This is a genomic window from Mesorhizobium sp. W016, assembly GCF_054719485.1.
The window spans coordinates 5,844,515-5,860,007 of sequence record NZ_JBTTIF010000002.1; the positions used below are offsets into that span (position 1 = coordinate 5,844,515).

Annotated in this window: 14 protein-coding genes; 4 read left to right on the top strand and 10 right to left on the bottom strand. The window is 63.2% G+C overall.

Annotation, left to right across the window (positions count from 1 at the left end):
* Window positions 1-11 precede the first annotated feature (11 nt).
* The 4 genes from ACYG9V_RS28620 to ACYG9V_RS28635 form a co-directional block, all read right to left on the bottom strand.
* Window positions 12-812: an ABC transporter permease gene (locus tag ACYG9V_RS28620; protein ID WP_023733423.1), complete on the bottom strand. Its 801-nt coding sequence runs from the start codon at window positions 810-812 to the stop codon at window positions 12-14.
* Window positions 805-1,725, bottom strand: a complete 921-nt coding sequence (locus ACYG9V_RS28625; protein ID WP_352762453.1) for an ABC transporter permease — start codon at window positions 1,723-1,725, stop codon at window positions 805-807. Before ACYG9V_RS28625 ends, ACYG9V_RS28620 begins: the two co-directional genes overlap by 8 nt.
* Before the next feature lie 2 nt (window positions 1,726-1,727).
* Window positions 1,728-2,828, bottom strand: coding sequence for an ABC transporter ATP-binding protein (locus tag ACYG9V_RS28630; RefSeq protein ID WP_023691713.1), 1,101 nt, complete (start codon window positions 2,826-2,828; stop codon window positions 1,728-1,730).
* 156 nt (window positions 2,829-2,984) lie between these two features.
* The gene (locus ACYG9V_RS28635) at window positions 2,985-4,664 is read right to left on the bottom strand and encodes an amidohydrolase (protein WP_352762455.1); all 1,680 of its coding nucleotides are present in this window, start codon (window positions 4,662-4,664) and stop codon (window positions 2,985-2,987) included.
* A 277-nt stretch (window positions 4,665-4,941) separates the two neighbouring features.
* Here ACYG9V_RS28635 and ACYG9V_RS28640 point away from each other — a divergent pair, with 277 nt between their 5' ends.
* On the top strand, window positions 4,942-5,595 hold the full coding sequence (locus ACYG9V_RS28640) for a TetR/AcrR family transcriptional regulator (protein WP_023686329.1): 654 nt from the start codon (window positions 4,942-4,944) through the stop codon (window positions 5,593-5,595).
* A 24-nt stretch (window positions 5,596-5,619) separates the two neighbouring features.
* A complete protein-coding gene (locus ACYG9V_RS28645) occupies window positions 5,620-6,651 on the top strand; it encodes a histone deacetylase family protein (protein ID WP_352762456.1) in 1,032 nt (343 codons plus the stop codon).
* A gap of 90 nt (window positions 6,652-6,741) precedes the next feature.
* Here the strand turns inward: ACYG9V_RS28645 and ACYG9V_RS28650 are convergent, their stop codons facing one another.
* The 3 genes from ACYG9V_RS28650 to ACYG9V_RS28660 all read right to left on the bottom strand — a co-directional run bounded on the left by ACYG9V_RS28650 (window position 6,742) and on the right by ACYG9V_RS28660 (window position 10,907).
* The gene (locus tag ACYG9V_RS28650; RefSeq protein ID WP_460222051.1) at window positions 6,742-7,458 is read right to left on the bottom strand and encodes a TMEM43 family protein; all 717 of its coding nucleotides are present in this window, start codon (window positions 7,456-7,458) and stop codon (window positions 6,742-6,744) included.
* The gene (locus ACYG9V_RS28655; RefSeq protein WP_460222052.1) at window positions 7,424-7,936 is read right to left on the bottom strand and encodes a TMEM43 family protein; all 513 of its coding nucleotides are present in this window, start codon (window positions 7,934-7,936) and stop codon (window positions 7,424-7,426) included. The genes ACYG9V_RS28650 and ACYG9V_RS28655 overlap by 35 nt, the downstream gene beginning before the upstream one ends.
* Window positions 7,937-8,000: 64 nt before the next feature.
* Window positions 8,001-10,907 carry a M16 family metallopeptidase gene (locus tag ACYG9V_RS28660; RefSeq protein ID WP_352762460.1) on the bottom strand — a complete coding sequence of 969 codons (2,907 nt, stop codon included), beginning with the start codon at window positions 10,905-10,907 and terminating at the stop codon, window positions 8,001-8,003.
* Between the two features lie 507 nt (window positions 10,908-11,414).
* Between ACYG9V_RS28660 and ACYG9V_RS28665 the strand changes: the two genes are divergently transcribed.
* Both ACYG9V_RS28665 and ACYG9V_RS28670 read left to right on the top strand, forming a co-directional pair.
* A complete protein-coding gene (locus tag ACYG9V_RS28665; RefSeq protein ID WP_023671758.1) occupies window positions 11,415-12,125 on the top strand; it encodes a helix-turn-helix transcriptional regulator in 711 nt (236 codons plus the stop codon).
* A complete protein-coding gene (locus ACYG9V_RS28670; protein WP_023728367.1) occupies window positions 12,122-12,892 on the top strand; it encodes a helix-turn-helix transcriptional regulator in 771 nt (256 codons plus the stop codon). Before ACYG9V_RS28665 ends, ACYG9V_RS28670 begins: the two co-directional genes overlap by 4 nt.
* Window positions 12,893-12,929: 37 nt before the next feature.
* Here the strand turns inward: ACYG9V_RS28670 and ACYG9V_RS28675 are convergent, their stop codons facing one another.
* Genes ACYG9V_RS28675 through ACYG9V_RS28685 form a run of 3 tightly spaced genes read right to left on the bottom strand, consistent with a single transcriptional unit; the run spans window position 12,930 to window position 15,476 of the window.
* The gene (locus tag ACYG9V_RS28675) at window positions 12,930-13,367 is read right to left on the bottom strand and encodes a hypothetical protein (protein WP_023671756.1); all 438 of its coding nucleotides are present in this window, start codon (window positions 13,365-13,367) and stop codon (window positions 12,930-12,932) included.
* Window positions 13,364-14,446: a flagellar biosynthesis protein FlhB gene (gene flhB, locus ACYG9V_RS28680; protein WP_352762461.1), complete on the bottom strand. Its 1,083-nt coding sequence runs from the start codon at window positions 14,444-14,446 to the stop codon at window positions 13,364-13,366. The genes ACYG9V_RS28675 and flhB overlap by 4 nt, the downstream gene beginning before the upstream one ends.
* Window positions 14,447-14,459: 13 nt before the next feature.
* Window positions 14,460-15,476, bottom strand: a complete 1,017-nt coding sequence (locus ACYG9V_RS28685; protein WP_023728370.1) for a flagellar motor switch protein FliG — start codon at window positions 15,474-15,476, stop codon at window positions 14,460-14,462.
* Between the last annotated feature and the right edge of the window lie 17 nt (window positions 15,477-15,493).

The following is a 15,493-nucleotide window of genomic DNA, read 5'->3' on the forward strand; positions in this document are numbered from 1 at the left end:
CATTTGTCGGTTCAGTCTCTTTTCCTGCTGACGAAGAAAAACAACGTGACGATCGCGACCGAAAGCAGCAGGAAGGCGGTCGATATCGCGTTGATCTCAGGCGTGATGCCGCGGCGGATCTGGCCGAGCATGTAGGTGGGCAGCGTGTCCTGGCCGCCCGATTTGACAAACTCGGTGATGACGACGTCATCGAGCGAGATGACGAAGGCCAGCATCAGTCCGGCCAGTATGCCGGGCCACAAAAGCGGCAGCGTGATGCGGCGGAAGGTCTTCCACGGCGTCGCGTACAGATCGGCGGCCGCGCGCTCCAGCGTCAGGTCCATGTTTTCCAGCCGCGCCCGGATCGGCAGATAGGCAAACGGGATGCAGAACGCCGTGTGCGCGGCGATCAGATAGCCGATGCCGGAATAGCCGGTGAAGATCTTGATGCGCGAGAAGAAGATCAGCAGCGCCACGCCGGTGACGATCTCGGGCACCATCAGCGGCTGGTTGATCGCCGCATATTTGAAGGTGAGGCCCGGATAGGACGCGGTGCGCGTGGTGGCGAGCGCGGCCATGGTGGCAAAGATTGTCGACAGCACCGCAGCGACGGCGCCGATCTGGAACGAGCGTAGCGTCGCGTCGATAACTTGCACGTTCTGCCAAGCCGACTGGAACCAGCGCATCGAAAAGCCGCCCCATTCGGATGTCGAGTTCGCCGCGTTGAAGGCATAGGCGACCAGCACGATGATCGGCAGATAGAGCACGATAAAACAGGTCGCAGCGACCACCGTGAAGCCGGTCTGGTGCTTGATGGAAAAGTTCTTAGCCATGCCGCACCCCCGACTTGCCGGCATTGCGCACATAGGCAAGCAGCGCCACCATGACGATGATCATCACCGTGATCGACAGCGCCGAGCCGAGCGGCCAGTTGCGGCCTTGGCCGAACTGCAATTCGATCAGGTTGGACAGCATCATATTCTTGCCGCCGCCAAGCACGCTCGGCGTCACGTAGGCGCCAAGGGCTGGAATGAAGACCAGGATGGAGCCGGCAATGACGCCGGGTTTGACCAGCGGGAAAATGATCTTCCGCAATACCTTGAAACGAGTCGCGTAGAGGTCGTAGCCCGCCTCGACGAGGCGAAAATCAAGCTTCTCCATGCTGGCATAGATCGGCAGCACCATCAGCGGCAGATAGACATAGCCCATGCCGATCAGAATCGCCGTGTCGGTAAAGAGGATCTGCACCGGCGCCGAGACGATACCAAGCTTGAGCAGGATGGTGTTGATGATGCCTTCGTTGCGGATGATCTGCAGCACGGCGAAGGTGCGGATCAGCAGGTTGGTCCAGAACGGAATGGTGATCAGGAACAGCCAGAGATCCCTGGTCTTCTCGCTGCGCGTCGCCATGAAATAGGCGGTTGGAAACCCTAATGCCAAAGTTGCGATCGTCGTTATCACCGCCAACTTGATCGAGCGCCAGAATATGGTGACGTGCGCTGCCGCAAGCGAAAGCGTATCGTCGAAAATGTCGCGTTCCATGAACACCGACAGCCAGGCATCGGGCGAGAACTGCCACTTCACATCGCCATAGGGGCCAGGCGTCAGGAACGAGTAGATCAGCACGATCAGCAAGGGGCCGGTCGCGGCGAGGAAGATCACCAGCAAGGCTGGCGCTGACAGCAGCCAGCGGTCGCGCACATCGCGTCGCTGCGCTGCCTTGGCGACTTGTTCCGCGGTCGCCATGATCAGTCCTTCAGCACTTGCGCGGCGTCGTTGCCGATCATGATGCCGATCTGGCCGCCCTGCACGAAGCCGTCACCGGCGCCGCGACTGTTCTGACGCCGCACGATGAACGGCTCGCCACCGGCAAGGCGCAGATGGAAGTGCGTGTCGGTGCCGAGATAGACGATGTTTTCGACGGTGCCGGACAGCGAAGCGCTCGGGCTGGCCGTGCCCAACTGCGCATGCTCTGGACGCACGACGATGGTGACCTTGCCGCTGGGGCTGAAGCCTTCCGGCAGCGAGGCTGGGATTTCCACACCAGACGGCAGCTTCACCGTCGCCCGGCCACCAGTCGCGCTAACCACATCCGCCTTGAGGAAGTTCGACTCGCCGATGAAGTCGGCGACGAAACGCTCGGCCGGCCGGTCGTAGATGTCGCGCGGCGAGCCGACCTGCAGGATCTTGCCCGACGACATCACCGCGATGCGATCCGACATGGTCAGCGCTTCCTCCTGGTCGTGGGTGACGAAGATGAAGGTGATGCCCGTCTCGTGCTGCAGCCGCTTCAATTCGATCTGCATTTCCTTGCGCAGCTTGTAGTCCAGGGCCGAGAGCGGTTCGTCGAGCAGGAGCACCTTGGGCTGCGGCGCCAGCGCCCGGGCGAGCGCCACGCGCTGCTGCTGGCCGCCGGAGATCTGGCTGGTGCGGCGGCCCGCCAGCGCCTCCATCTTCACCAGTTTCAGCATCTCGGCGACGCGCGCCTTGATCTCGGCCTTCGGCTTGCCCAGCATTTCCAGGCCAAAGCCGATATTGTCGGCGACCGTCATATGCGGGAACAGCGCGTAGGATTGGAAGACGGTGTTGACCGGCCGCTTGAAGGGCGGCAACGGCGCGATGTCCTGACCGTAGAGGAGGATTTCGCCGGCGGTTGGGAAGTCGAAGCCGGCAATCAGCCGCAGCAACGTGGTCTTGCCGCAGCCGGATGGTCCCAGCAGGGTGAAGAACTCATTCTCGCGGATGGATACCGAGACCGTATCGAGGGCAGCAACCTGCCCCTCACCCGATCCGAAAATTTTACTGACGTTTACGACTTCAATTGCATTCCGATCCGGTTTTTCCGGCACGATACGCCTCACTGTTGACCCCGCTCTTGCTGGCGGAGTTTTTCCCCTGTTCGATGTGACCACACGGCCGGTAGGTTGGCAAGTCCGGCATTGAACCACAGTTCAGTCGGTCATTTCGTCTTGCAAGCGGCAAGCTGTGCAAGCCGCATGCCATTGTCAGGCCTGGTAGGTGACCTTGCCACCGCAGACCGTCGTCACCGGCCGCAGCTTGTGTAGATCGGCCGGCGCCGTCTTCTCGATATCGGCCGACAAAACCACCAGATCCGCCATATAGCCGGGTTTCAGAACGCCTTTGCGATGTTCGGCGAATTCGGCATAGGCGCCCTCGACCGTGTAGGCGGCAATCGCTTCTTGCAGCGAGAAACTCTGGTCAGGATCGCCTTCTGCCCATGGTTTGCGCTGCACTGCCGCCTGAATGCTCAGGATCGGGTCGATCGCCGCCACCGGCCAGTCCGAGGCGAACACGACATGGGCGCCGGCGCTTTTCAGGGTGCGCCAGGCATAGCTCAGCGGCCAGCGGTCCCGCCCGATGCGTGACACCGTCGGCTCCAGCGGAAAATCCATGGCGCCGGGCGGATGCGACGGCTGCATCGAGGCGAGGACGCCGAGTTCGGCAAAACGCGGCACGTCGGCTGCTGTGGTGACCTCGATGTGCTCAACCCTGTGCCGGCTGTCGCGCTTGCCATTGACCTTCCGCGCCGCCTCGTAACCGTCGAGCACCGCGCGCACCGCGCCGTCGCCGATCGAGTGCACGGCGATCTGCAGCCCGCGTTTGTCGATAGCCACGGCGAGATCGATAAATTGCTGCGGCGTGAACAGCGGCTCGCCGACCCAGTCGGGACGATCCGCATAGGGTTCGACCATAACAGCGGTCCAGGAATCGAGCACGCCGTCATAGAACACCTTGACCATGCCCGATGACAGCCACTCGCTGTCGTAGCGCTCGGCCATGACGGATGCCTTCTCCAGCATGTCGAGCGTCATGAAGTTCTTGTAGTGGAATGGGATCTTGACGCGGCAGGGCAATCCCTCCTCGGCCTCGATCTCGGAAAGCAGTTCGAGCTGGTAGAGATTGCCGTCCATGTTCTGGATCGAGGTGATGCCGTGGCGCGCGCACCAGGCAAGTCCGCGCCGCATGATGTCGCGGTCGGCGGCCCGCTCGACGGCCGACGGCATTGGGTCGGGCTCGCCGCCGGTCGACAGTCCCAGCCGCACCCGGCTTTCGCCGGCAAGGTCGAGCACCGGACCGAAGGCTTCGCCCTCGCGCAATTCGCCCGCGGCCAGGCCGTCGTCACCCATCACGATCTCGTTGCCCGGACCGAGCGTGCGTCCCTTCAGGATGCCGGCCATCTCCAGCGCCTTGGTGTTGGCCCACATCGTATGGTGGTCGGGCGCTGCCATGCAGAAGGGGCGGTCGGGCAGGATGGCGTCGAGATGATGGCGTGTCACCCGCTCGTCGCCGAGCACGGTGTAGTCGACGCCCTGGCCCACAAGCATTTTCGCCTCGGGCCGCGTCGTTGCGTAGTCGCGGATGGCGCTTTGAAGCGCCTCGAAGCCATGGATACCGCCGAGTTGAAGATGCGCGAGCTCGGCCCCTCCCGAGAACAGATGCATGTGGGCTTCGATGAAACCGGGCAGGACCGAACCGCCCTTGGCGTCGATCACCTCTGTGGTCGTTCCCTTGAGTTTTTCGATGGCGGCGTGGTTGCCGATGGCGATGATGGCGCCGTCCTTGACGGCAATCGCCTCGGCGGCGGGATTGTCATCGTCCATGGTCCGCACGCGACCATTGATGACGATCAGATCAGCATTTTGACCCGCACCCGTGACAGACATCGCGACTCCGCGCTCTTGACGACTGGCTGAGACCGACAACCCTCTTGTCCGACAAGCTGCCACTCCGCTGGAGCGGCGTTATCGGACGAAAACTGATGCCAGTGCGCTGTTTCGAAATTCCCCTTGTGATCTCTCAAAACAGCGTGGATAAAAGAATGCGACTAATTATTCGCGTTTGTCAACGTGCCGAATTTCGAATGTATTGTGGACAACACACCACGCCAATGTTGAGACCGGGACCTGTGTTGAAACCGGCAGGGAACGAAGGCATCAATCCGTGAAGCGCAGTCTCAGCCGCGAAACCAGGATGGCGCTCGAACCGCGCAAGCAGCCGCGGCAGGAACGGTCGAGCAAGGTGGTCGACAGGATACTCGACGCTGCGCTGATCCTGACGCGGGAGCAAGGAACCAAGACGCCGACGACGCTCGCCATTGCCCGGCGCGCGGGCCTGTCGGTCGGTTCGGTCTACCAGTACTTTCCCAACAAGGAAGCCATTCTCCTCGACCTCGCCCGGCGCTGGCTGTCGTCCTTTCCCGAGGTGATCGCCAGGCGCATCGAGGTCACCCCACCCACCAACCGCGACGAATTTCGGCAGGAGGTGCGCAAGCTCTTCATCGATACCTCCAGAATATATCTCGAAAACGCCACCCTGATGCCGGTGATCGAGGCGATATCCGGCAATGCCGACCTCAGGCCGATCCAGGACGAATATGACGAGCAGATCATCGCGCTTTACGCCGCGTGGCTGCAGCATGTGAACCCGGCCCTTGAAGACAAGATCGCCAGCCGGCTCGGCGTGCTGATGATGGATGTCGGGCACGCCTGCCGGCTTGTGGGGTTGAAGCGGGATCGCAAGACATACGACCTCATCGAGGACGATGTGGAAAGAATGTGGCTCGCTTTGGTCACCCCCTATCTCAACCTTGACTGATTTCGCTATTTCGAGAGGAAATTCATGAAGACTGTCTATTCGCCGCTTCATGCCGGCCATGCCGGCCAGATGGAACTGGTCACGTCGGCAATCGTGCCGGGTTTCGAAAAGCCGTCGCGGGCCGAGTTCATCAAGGCGCGGGTCGAGAGCGAGAAGCTGGGGCCGATCATCGGACCGGTCGAGCACGATCTCACAGCCGCCAAGCGCATCCACAAGGCCGACTATATCGACTTCCTGCCGACCGTCTGGCCGGCGTGGAAGGCCGCCGGCTTCGAGGGCACGGCGATGCCCTTCACCTGGCCGACGCGCGGCCTGCGCGGCGACGTGCCACCCAAGCGCGTCGACGCCTTGCTCGGCTACTATTCCTTCGACGCCGGCGCCACCTTCGTCGAAGGCACATGGACCGCGATCAAATCGTCCTATGACGTGGCGCTGACGGCGGCGGCCTTGGTCAAGGGTGGCGAGCGGTCGGCCTTCGCGCTCTGCCGCCCGCCCGGCCATCACGCCGGTGCTGGGTTCATGGGCGGCTACTGCTACATCAACAATGCCGCGGTCGCCGCGCAGTGGTTCCTCGATCAGGGCGCAAAACGCGTCTCGATCCTCGACGTCGACTATCACCACGGCAATGGCACGCAGGAGATCTTCTATGAACGCGCCGACGTGCAGGTTCTCAACCTGCATGGCGATCCCATGGTGGAGTATCCGTTCTTCCTCGGCCATGCCGATGAACGCGGCGCCAGCGCCGGCGAAGGTTTCAACGTCAATTATCCCATGCCCTTCGGCACCAATTGGGACGCCTGGCACGCCTCGCTGGAGGATGCCTGCGCCAAGCTCGCCGCCTACGCCCCCGATATCGTCATCGTGTCGCTCGGCGTCGACACCTTCGAGAAGGACCCGATCAGCCAGTTCAAGCTGAAAAGCCCGGACTATCCGAAGATCGGCCATCGCATCGCCAAGCTCGGCCTGCCGACGCTGTTCGTGATGGAAGGCGGCTACGCCGTCGAGGAGATCGGCATCAACGCCGTCGGCGTGCTCACCGGCTTCGAGGACAAATAGGAAAGCAATTCCAGGATAAGTGTGAGGCGGTTTTCCGGCCGGAATTGCGCCAAAGAGATATGGGGCGGCTCCGGCCGCCCCGACCTCTATCTAGGCGGCCGCCGCCGGGTTGGGCGCAACCACCGGAACGGCTGGCCTTCGCGACCGACCGATGCGGTAGACAATCACCGCCGCAATCACGCCTGCCGCCAGGATGGCCACCGCCAGCAACGGCCGGTACCAGAACCAGGCAATCGCAATCGTCACCGTGCCGACCAGGATCGCCAGGACGAAGGCGATAATGCCGGTACCCATCCGCGCCATGCTGCCGAGGAAGGGTATGACATCGAGGATCACCCCGATCGGGCTGAGGAACAGCGCAAAGCCTATGGTCAGCAACAGCAAGCCGGCGCCGCGCAGCAGCCAGGTGATCAGCGTGTTGGCGCTGACGGCGTCGGCGAACATCTTTTCGGCCGGGACGTTGCCGGTGTCGACCATCAGCAGCGCATCGCCGGCTTGCGTCTGGTAGGGCTCGAAGCGGCTGCCGGCCTGGCGCGCGATGATACTGATCACGCCCAGCGGCGCCAGTTCGTAGCCGATGCGATAGTCGCCCAAAGCGGGCTTCGTGTTGTCATTGCCGAGATAAATCTTGCCATCGACGATGCTGAGCGGTTTCGTTCCGGTATAGGCAGCCTTTATCGCCGCCGACTGGTCGGCTGACAGGGAATAGTCCTTGTCACCCTCGATGCGGTCCAGCACCGGCGTATCGAGATCGAAGGCGACAAGCTTGCCCTCAGGAATCTGGAAGGTCCGGCCGTGGATTTCCATCGGCGGAGTTCTGGTGGCCGTCCGGCTTCTTGAAATCGGAGGAGTCGATCTGGCTGTCGTCCCACACCTTGGAATAGCTGTAGGTGGTCACCGTCTCTTCGCCACCGCCGAGCTTCTTCGTCGTCTCCGACTTGGACTCTTCCTTCCACTGATACATCTCGACGCTGCGCGACAGCCGCAGCCCTTGCGCCGCAATGCCGAAATCCGGATCCGCCAGACCGCTGTCCGCCGTCACCAGTCCGCTGACATGAACCAGCTTGCCGTCATTGGCGGTATCGACGCTGTCGGCGCCGACCGAAACCACCGCTCCAGAACCTTCGGCCAGCGAGCGCGCCGTCTGCACGGCGCGGCCTTCGTTCCAGAACAGCCCGATCACCATCAGCACGATCAGGATAAGGCCGAAGATGACCCCGCCGACCGCGCGCTTGATCCGCCCGAACCACGAGACGGACGTTACTTCCCGAAATGAATCGCTCATCGTTTCCCCCGAAACAAAGTTATCCCAAAATTACAACGCGGCCGGCGGCTGCGCGTTTAGCCCGTCAATCGGCGTGGATCTGCGCGCCGCAATCCCTTTCGCCGGCGCAGGCGTGCACCGCGCGCGTCGTGCCGCCATCGCCAACCCGCCACGGCGAGGCAGACAGCGGCGCCTGGCGATTGCCCCCGAGAAGATCGAGCGCCCGCATCGCCGTCTCTTCACCAGCCTCGTCACGCTTGACGATCTCGACGTCCTTGAGGCCGATCGCGGCAAGCTGCGGCATCACCACATCGGGGTCGCCCGCCACCACGATCAGCGACGGATCGAGCGACGCCAGGGCCAGCGCCTGTTTCTGAACCGCATCGAGCGTCAGCTTTGTGCGCGCCGCCATGCGGGTTTGCTGGTCCTCCAGCGTCGATCCGCTGCCGACCGCGCCAATCAGCGAGGAGAACAGACCAGCCGACGTCTCGGCCGATCCAGCCAGCGCCCGGCGATAGACAGTCACCGTGCGGTCGACTTCGTCCTGCGCCACCGGCAAGGTGGTCAGGCCGGCAAATCCTTTCAGGATTTCGGTAATCGCCGGCCCGGTGTTGGCGCGCTCGACGGTGGTTGCCACGACCAATCCCGAGCCGGCCTTCATCGGGCTCATCAGATAGCTCGACACGCCATAGGAGTAGCCCTTCTCCTCGCGGATCACCGAATTCAGCCGGCTGGAGAAATCGGCGCCAAGCAGGTTGGAGACCGCGGTCGATTCAGCGCGCTCGCTCTCGTCGGTGCCGGGCGCCGGCCGCGCCACGAACAGCGCCGACTGGCTGGCGCCGGGTTCGGGCACCAGCAGCACTTTCTGTCCCCCGTTGAAATGCGCCGCCGGCGACGGCTCGACGGCATAGCCGGCGGTGTCGCTTGTCCACGCGCCGAATGCTTTTTCAAGGCTGGCGGCGACGGTCGCGACCGGCATCGGGCCGACGCTGTAGAAGGTCACCGCCTTCGGCGTGAACTCCGCCTTGAATGCGTCCCTCGCCTCGTCGAGCGAGATCGAGGTCAGCGCCTTTGCCGACCAGTCCACCGCTGCCTTGCCCGGCACCTGCGGGATCAGCGTCGCCTTTGCCATGCGGCCGGCAACGCCGGGCAGATCCGCCTCGCGGCCGTTTAGCCAGTCGACCGTCTGCGCCATCAGCACCGTCCATTCGGTCTTGTCGAAACGAGGCTTCAGTACCGCGTCGGCGAGCAGGCCAATACCCTGGTCGAGCTTTTCCGGCGGCACGCCAAGCGTCATCATCGTGGTCAGCGTTCCGGCCTGGTGGCTGACGCCGGCGCCGATGTCGCTGGCCGCCTTGGCGAAATCAGCCGAGCCGCGATCGGCGGCCCCGCGTGTCGCCATGCTTGCTGCAAGCTCCAGCAATCCCTCCTTGCCTTCCGGCACGCTGTTCCAGCCGCCGGCGGCACTGGCCGCGACATAGACCATCGGCGCTTCCGGCATTGTGTAGTGGACGAGTTTGATGCCATTCGAGAGCGTCGCCGTTTCCATGGCGGGCAGTGTTGCCGAAGGCGCTTGCCCGGCCGCATGCTTCGGAATGTCGATCGCCGCTCGCTCCGGTGCGGTGAACGGCTGCGGTGTGCCGGACGAGCCGATCAGTGCATCGAGATAGCTGCCCCGCGGGCCGGGCTTCAGCATCAGTACGCTGGCATCTTCCGGTTTCAACAGCCGCTTCATCGTTGCCTCGACATCCGCCACGCTGGCGTCCTTCACCCGCGGGTCGTCGACCAGCGCGCTCTGCGCATCGCCGAGCACGTCGGCATTGTAGGAGACGACGCCGGCGCGATCCTTCAGTGCTTCGCTGCCGAGCCGCGCTGCCTGCAAGATGCCGGTGCGCGCACGCTCGACATCGACCGGATCGAGCGGGGTCTTCAGGAAATTCGCGAACGCCGTTTTCATCGCGCTTTCCAGCGCTTCCGGCGCCACACCTTCGGCGGCACCCGCCTCGAAGGTAAAGCGGCCACCGAGCAGACCGCCGGTCCAGCTCGCGCTGGCATAGGTGGCAATGCCCAACTGCGAAACCAGCCGGTTGCGCAAAAACCCATATTCGCCGTTGCCGAGCAGTTCGGCGGCAATGCTGAGCGCACCAGTGTCGGGCGACTGCGCCACCGGGCCACTGAAGCCGACCACGACGATGGGGCTTGGCACACGATCCTCGAGCACCAGCTTGAGCCGGGCCTGCGTCGGTGCCGGCACGGCGGGCCGCACCACATCGGCGCCGCGCGCCACGCGGCCGAACGTGTCGGCAATCAGCGCCTTGGTGTCGTCGATCTCCAAGTCGCCGACCAGCACCAGCACCGCATTGTTGGGCAGATAGTAGCTGTTGAAGAAACCCCTGACATCGTCGAGCGTCGCCGCATCGAGATCGGCGACCGAGCCGATGACCATGCGGCTATAGGGATGCGGCTTCGGGAACAGCCCGGACCAGAAAGCTTCCCAGCCGGATGCGCCGGCCTTGTCGAGCACGTTCTGGCGCATCTCGTTCTTGACCACCGAGCGCTGCAGATCGAGCTTGGCCTGAGTCACCGAGCGGCCGAGATTGGCCATGCGGTCTGCCTCAAGCGACAAGATCATCGGCAGTGACGACGACAGCCCGTCGACATAATAAACCGTGCCGTCCTCGGTGGTCCAGGCATTGATCTCGTTGCCGAGCGCGGCGTGCGCGCCGAACACGTTCGGCCAGGCCGGCGTGCCGGAAAACATCAGATGTTCGAACAGATGCGCAAAGCCCGAGCGTCCCGCGGGTTCATTCATCGACCCGACGCGGTAGCGCAGGTTCATCACCACCTTCAGCACGCGATGGTCGGGCACCAGCACCACCTGCAGCCCGTTGTCGAGCGCATAGGTAACGGTCGGCTCAGCCTTGGCGGGCGCTGCCATGCCGGCAAGAACCGCAAGCACCACCGTGAACGCCAGGAAAACCTGCTTCATCATGACCCCCGATGCTGATGGCCGCGAGCAAGCGCCGCCAAATCCGCCGTATGACCGAAGGGATGCCCACCCCTGCCGGCTGCCGAGACCCTATCGGAATCGATCGGCCCTCGATACGGCAGTATCGCAACACCATCTGGCTTTTTCGTGTCGGCGTTTCAGGCCTTTTGCAGCGGAAAAGGCCGCGAAAGCCGCCCCTGAGTCGCTTGAGTCCAATAATATTGATTTTGTCAAATCGCGTTTGATGTCGGATTCATCTGCGGGTAGATTAGACCCGAATCAGCCGGTCCTTGGGGGGCGCGGCGACCACCCAAAGTCTCAAGTTCCGGCCAATGACCGGCACCAGACGCGGACGGCTTCGCGTTCCCTGAATGGATTCGGCGATCAGCGCGACCGCCGCGCCGTGTGAGTGCTTCGTAAACGTGATGCGTCTTCAAGTTCGGCCGCTGCTAACCCCAGCGTCCGGGCTCAAGAAAAGACTCCGTCCATGACATACAACCAAAGCATCCAATGAGCAGTTCCGCCGCGCTTCTCCAATCCGATACGTTAGGCTCGCGCCTCGAATCGCGCGGCGATCTCACCTCCTTTTTCATGCAGCTTGCCGCCGAGATCGGCGCCGACAGCTACATGCTCGTCGCCATCGTCCACGACCAGGATCGCAACGACGCCCGCATCGTCTCATCCAACTGGATCTTCGACGCCATTGAACTGATCGGCAAGCGGCTGATCGCCGGCCTTGCCCAGGGACCGCTGACCGTTGCACCTGGCATCCGCCCGAGGCCGCTGGTCGCCGCCGCGGCGCCCGACGCCGGCGGACTGCTCACCGGCGAAGAGGCGCGCCTGCTCGATGTGCTTGGCCATGCCGAAGTCTATTCATTGCGGCTCAATGTCGGCCGCCAGCGGCTGTTTGCGCTTTTCTCCGCGGCCGAGGCCGGCAGTATCGACCAGCCGGCGCTGATGAAGGCTCAGTTGAAGTGCTGCTACGCGCTGTCCGCCATCCCGCAATTGATCGCCGCCGCCGCCATGCAGGACCCGCTGTCCGACCGCGAGCGCGAATGCCTGTTCTGGGTGTCTGAAGGTAAGACCACCGATGAGGTCGCGGTGATCCTCGGGGTCTCGTCCAACACCGTCAACAGCTACATCACCCACGCCATCCAGAAATTCGCGGCCTCGAACCGCGCTATGGCCATCGCCACGGCGATCAGGAGCGGCATCATTTGAAACACGCTGACATCAAGGCGGCGGCCGAAGCCCTTTTCAACGAGCAGCGCAATCCGTTCGGCGCCTTCTCCATCGGTTCCGAGACGCACCATGCCGTCACCATCCCGGACGCGGTGCGCCGCTGCCGCTGGATCGCCGTCGACATCAACGCGTCGGCGTTTGGCCTCTATTTCGTCAGCCCCTCGCCGGAACGGGCGCGCCTGGTGCCGAGCTTCGATTCCGACTATCCAGCCACTGCTGTTGCGACCAAATTCATCGCCGGCGCCAATGGCGAGGAGATGGTGCGCCACAGCGGCGCCTCGACAGCGCCGCGCTGGTGGGCCGATGACGGCATCGCCGGCTCGGACGCCGTCTTCCAGAACCTCGCCTGGGCGGAGCGGACGGCGCCGCTGGCGCCGGGCACCAACGGCATTGCCTTTCCCGTCCATGCCGATCGCGGCCATTGCGGGCTGGTGGTGTTCCTCGGCTCGACGATCGCTTTGCCGGAGGACACGCTCTACGAAATCCACGCCCGCTGTTTTTCGCTGTTCGCCGCCGTCGCCCGCATTCGTCCGAACGATGCCGGCCGGATGCGGTCGATCTCCAAGCGTGAACTGGAGTGCCTGAAGCTGACCGCCAACGGCAACACCAGCGAAGAGATCGCCAGGCTGCTGAAGCTGTCGGTCCACACCGCCAACCAGTATCTCACCCAGTCGACGCAGAAGCTCAACGCGGTCAACCGCAACCAGGCGGTGGCCAAGGCGCTGCGCCTGGGTCTGATCGAGTGATCAAAGCCGCGTCCGGCGATTGGGATAAGACAAAAGATCATCGATAGGCGAGCGGCTCGGTCCGGCGAATGCGCGCCTCTTCGATGACCGTCTCCAGCAAGGCGGTGTTGTGCTCGGGGTCTTCGCCGGGCTTCTCGAACGACACATAGTTGACCGCGACCGAAGACCTCTCCTCGCTCAGCGTCAGCTGGAAATAGACGGTGACGCCCGGCGGCCGAAGCTCGAGATCGAGCACGATGCGCGGGCTGCCGCTCCAGTCGACATGTGCCTCTCCGCCATGGCCGAGCCTGAGCGTGCCCGGCAGGAAGAACAGCTCCACCGCCGAATCCACCAGATCCGACAGGCAAGCGAAATGCTCAAGCCGGATGAAGGCGATGTAGTCGGCGACATCGATCAGCCGCAACTCGTCGACCACCTGCTCGATGGCCTTGGCAACGATGAGTTCGCGGGATTTTGCGTGCGGTTGGCGGTTCATGAAATTTGTCTCCGCTCAGCCTTTTTGGAGTAGACGATCCGCACCAGTTCGGCGACGGCCTGGTAGAATTGCGACGGGATCACGCTATCAACCGAAACTTGCTTGTACATGGAGCGGGCGAGCGCCACGTCCTCGAAGATCGGGATGTTGTGCTCCTTGGCGATCTCGCGAATCTTGAGCGCAACCAGGTCCTGGCCCTTGGCCAGCACCTGGGGTGCTGAATCCTCGTCGCGGACATATCTGAGCGCGATGGAAAAGTGCGTCGGATTGGCGATGATCAGCGTCGCGCGCGGCACCGCCGTCATCATCCGCTTGCGCGCCCGGTCACGCGCCAGCGAGCGCAGCCGGGACTTAATGATCGGGTCGCCCTCGGACTGTTTGAACTCGTCCTTGACCTCCTGCTTGGTCATCCGCAGATCCTGCTTCCAGTGGAAGCGCGACCAGACGACGTCGACCGCCGCGATCAGCCCCATGACGAAGACGATCGCCACCAATATGTCGACGGTGATGCTTTTGATGACGAGGCCGAAAGCGACGGGGTTGGTGATCATGCCGGCCAGGAGCTGGCGGTAGTCCTGCGACAGCGTGAAGTAGAGCACGATACTGGCGAAGCCGAGCTTGCCCAGCGATTTCAGGAACTCGACCCAGCCCTGAATGCCGAACATCCTGGTCCAGCCTTTGGCTATCGAGATGCGCGACAGCTGCGGCCGGATCCGCTCGCCGACGAATTGCGGCATGTTCTGCAGCACCGAGGCGCCGATGCCGGCCACCACCAGCAGCGCCAGCAGGCTGACAACGGCATGGCCGATCTCCATCATCACGGTCTTGTAGAGCGCGATGACGTCGGTCTCGGTGTCCATCGGCCACGCCTCGGGCTTTTCCAGGAACATCGACAGGAACATGCCGAGATCAACGACCGCGTCCTTGGCGTAGAAGACGGTGAACACCAGTATGGCGATGAAGGACGCCAGAAGTGCGGCCTCTCGCGAATGGGGCAGCTTGCCCTGTTCGACGGTGTCGCGGATCTTCTTTTCGGTCGCGTCTTCGGTTTTGGAGTCTTTGTCCGCCGCTTCAGCCATTCAGCGCTCGGCGTTAAGCCGCTTCGCTCTGCTGCGATGAGGGCAGTTCGAAAGCCCCCTCGCGCGAAAGCCGGATTGTCGCCACCGCGATGTTCTTGCGCGCCGTCATGATGTCGGCAAGCTGAATGCCTTCCGAGCCCTGTCCGAGCTCGGACTCGATCATGCGCCGCGACCGTGCGCCGATCGCCGAGAGCGCCGATTCCGTCAATGCGGGTGGTGCACCGCGCAGCGCCAGCGTAATCAGTTCGGTCGACAGCCCGTCGAACAGAAGCACCCGCGCCTTCTGCGTCAAAAGCGGCAGATCGTCGAAGGCAAACAACCTGGAGCGGACACCGCCGAGGTCCGGCGTGCCGGCCTCTTCCAGATCCTGCATGACCTCTTCCAACTGAGGCTTGTCCATCTCGTTGAGCATACTGGCGACGCGCGCCTGTCCCGCCGAGATGTCCTTGGTCGCTGTCTGCGCCAGCACGCTGGCGCGCAGCTGGTTCTCGATGATCCTGGTCGCCGCGTCCGGAATGGTCGCCATCGTCACCATGCGCTTGATGATCTGGCTGCGCATCGGCTTTTCCATCGTCAGCAGAATGTTGGCGGCGGCCTGCGGCGCAAGCTTCGACAGCACCATGGCCGCGGTCTGGGGATGCTCGGCGGCAAGGAACGTGCCCAGACGCGTCGGCTCGAGCTTTTCCAGCTCCGGCCAGATCGGCGGTGGTCCTTCCGGCGCAACCTCGAAGCGCTTGTCGCCCATGATGGCGCTCATCTCTTCGGGCGACAGCGATTCATTGAGGATCGTGTCCATCCGGTCGGCGGAATCGAGCAGGCCCGCACCTTCGGTGAACTCGGCCTCGAATTCGGCAACGATGCGTTCGAGGTCGCTTTGCGGAATGGTGCGCAGCAGCCGCGCCCCTTCGATCAGTGCCTTCAGTTCTTCTTGCTTGAAGAATTTCAGCAGCCGGCTGGCCGAAGGCTTGCCCATCGCCACCAGGATGGCGGCGGCCTTTTGCGGGCGCGTGAGCGTCACCGGCGTCGTCATGGCATAAGCTCCGATCG

Bases quoted from the DNA above. Each gene is read 5' to 3' on its own strand.
- ACYG9V_RS28620 (WP_023733423.1), bottom strand. From the start codon at position 812: ATGGCTAAGAACTTTTCCATCAAGCACCAGACCGGCTTCACGGTGGTC.
- ACYG9V_RS28625 (WP_352762453.1), bottom strand. From the start codon at position 1,725: ATGGCGACCGCGGAACAAGTCGCCAAGGCAGCGCAGCGACGCGATGTG.
- ACYG9V_RS28635 (WP_352762455.1), bottom strand. From the start codon at position 4,664: ATGTCTGTCACGGGTGCGGGTCAAAATGCTGATCTGATCGTCATCAAT.
- ACYG9V_RS28645 (WP_352762456.1), top strand. From the start codon at position 5,620: ATGAAGACTGTCTATTCGCCGCTTCATGCCGGCCATGCCGGCCAGATG.
- ACYG9V_RS28650 (WP_460222051.1), bottom strand. From the start codon at position 7,458: ATGGAAATCCACGGCCGGACCTTCCAGATTCCTGAGGGCAAGCTTGTC.
- ACYG9V_RS28655 (WP_460222052.1), bottom strand. From the start codon at position 7,936: ATGAGCGATTCATTTCGGGAAGTAACGTCCGTCTCGTGGTTCGGGCGG.
- ACYG9V_RS28660 (WP_352762460.1), bottom strand. From the start codon at position 10,907: ATGATGAAGCAGGTTTTCCTGGCGTTCACGGTGGTGCTTGCGGTTCTT.
- ACYG9V_RS28665 (WP_023671758.1), top strand. From the start codon at position 11,415: ATGAGCAGTTCCGCCGCGCTTCTCCAATCCGATACGTTAGGCTCGCGC.
- ACYG9V_RS28675 (WP_023671756.1), bottom strand. From the start codon at position 13,367: ATGAACCGCCAACCGCACGCAAAATCCCGCGAACTCATCGTTGCCAAG.
- flhB (WP_352762461.1), bottom strand. From the start codon at position 14,446: ATGGCTGAAGCGGCGGACAAAGACTCCAAAACCGAAGACGCGACCGAA.
- ACYG9V_RS28685 (WP_023728370.1), bottom strand. From the start codon at position 15,476: ATGACGACGCCGGTGACGCTCACGCGCCCGCAAAAGGCCGCCGCCATC.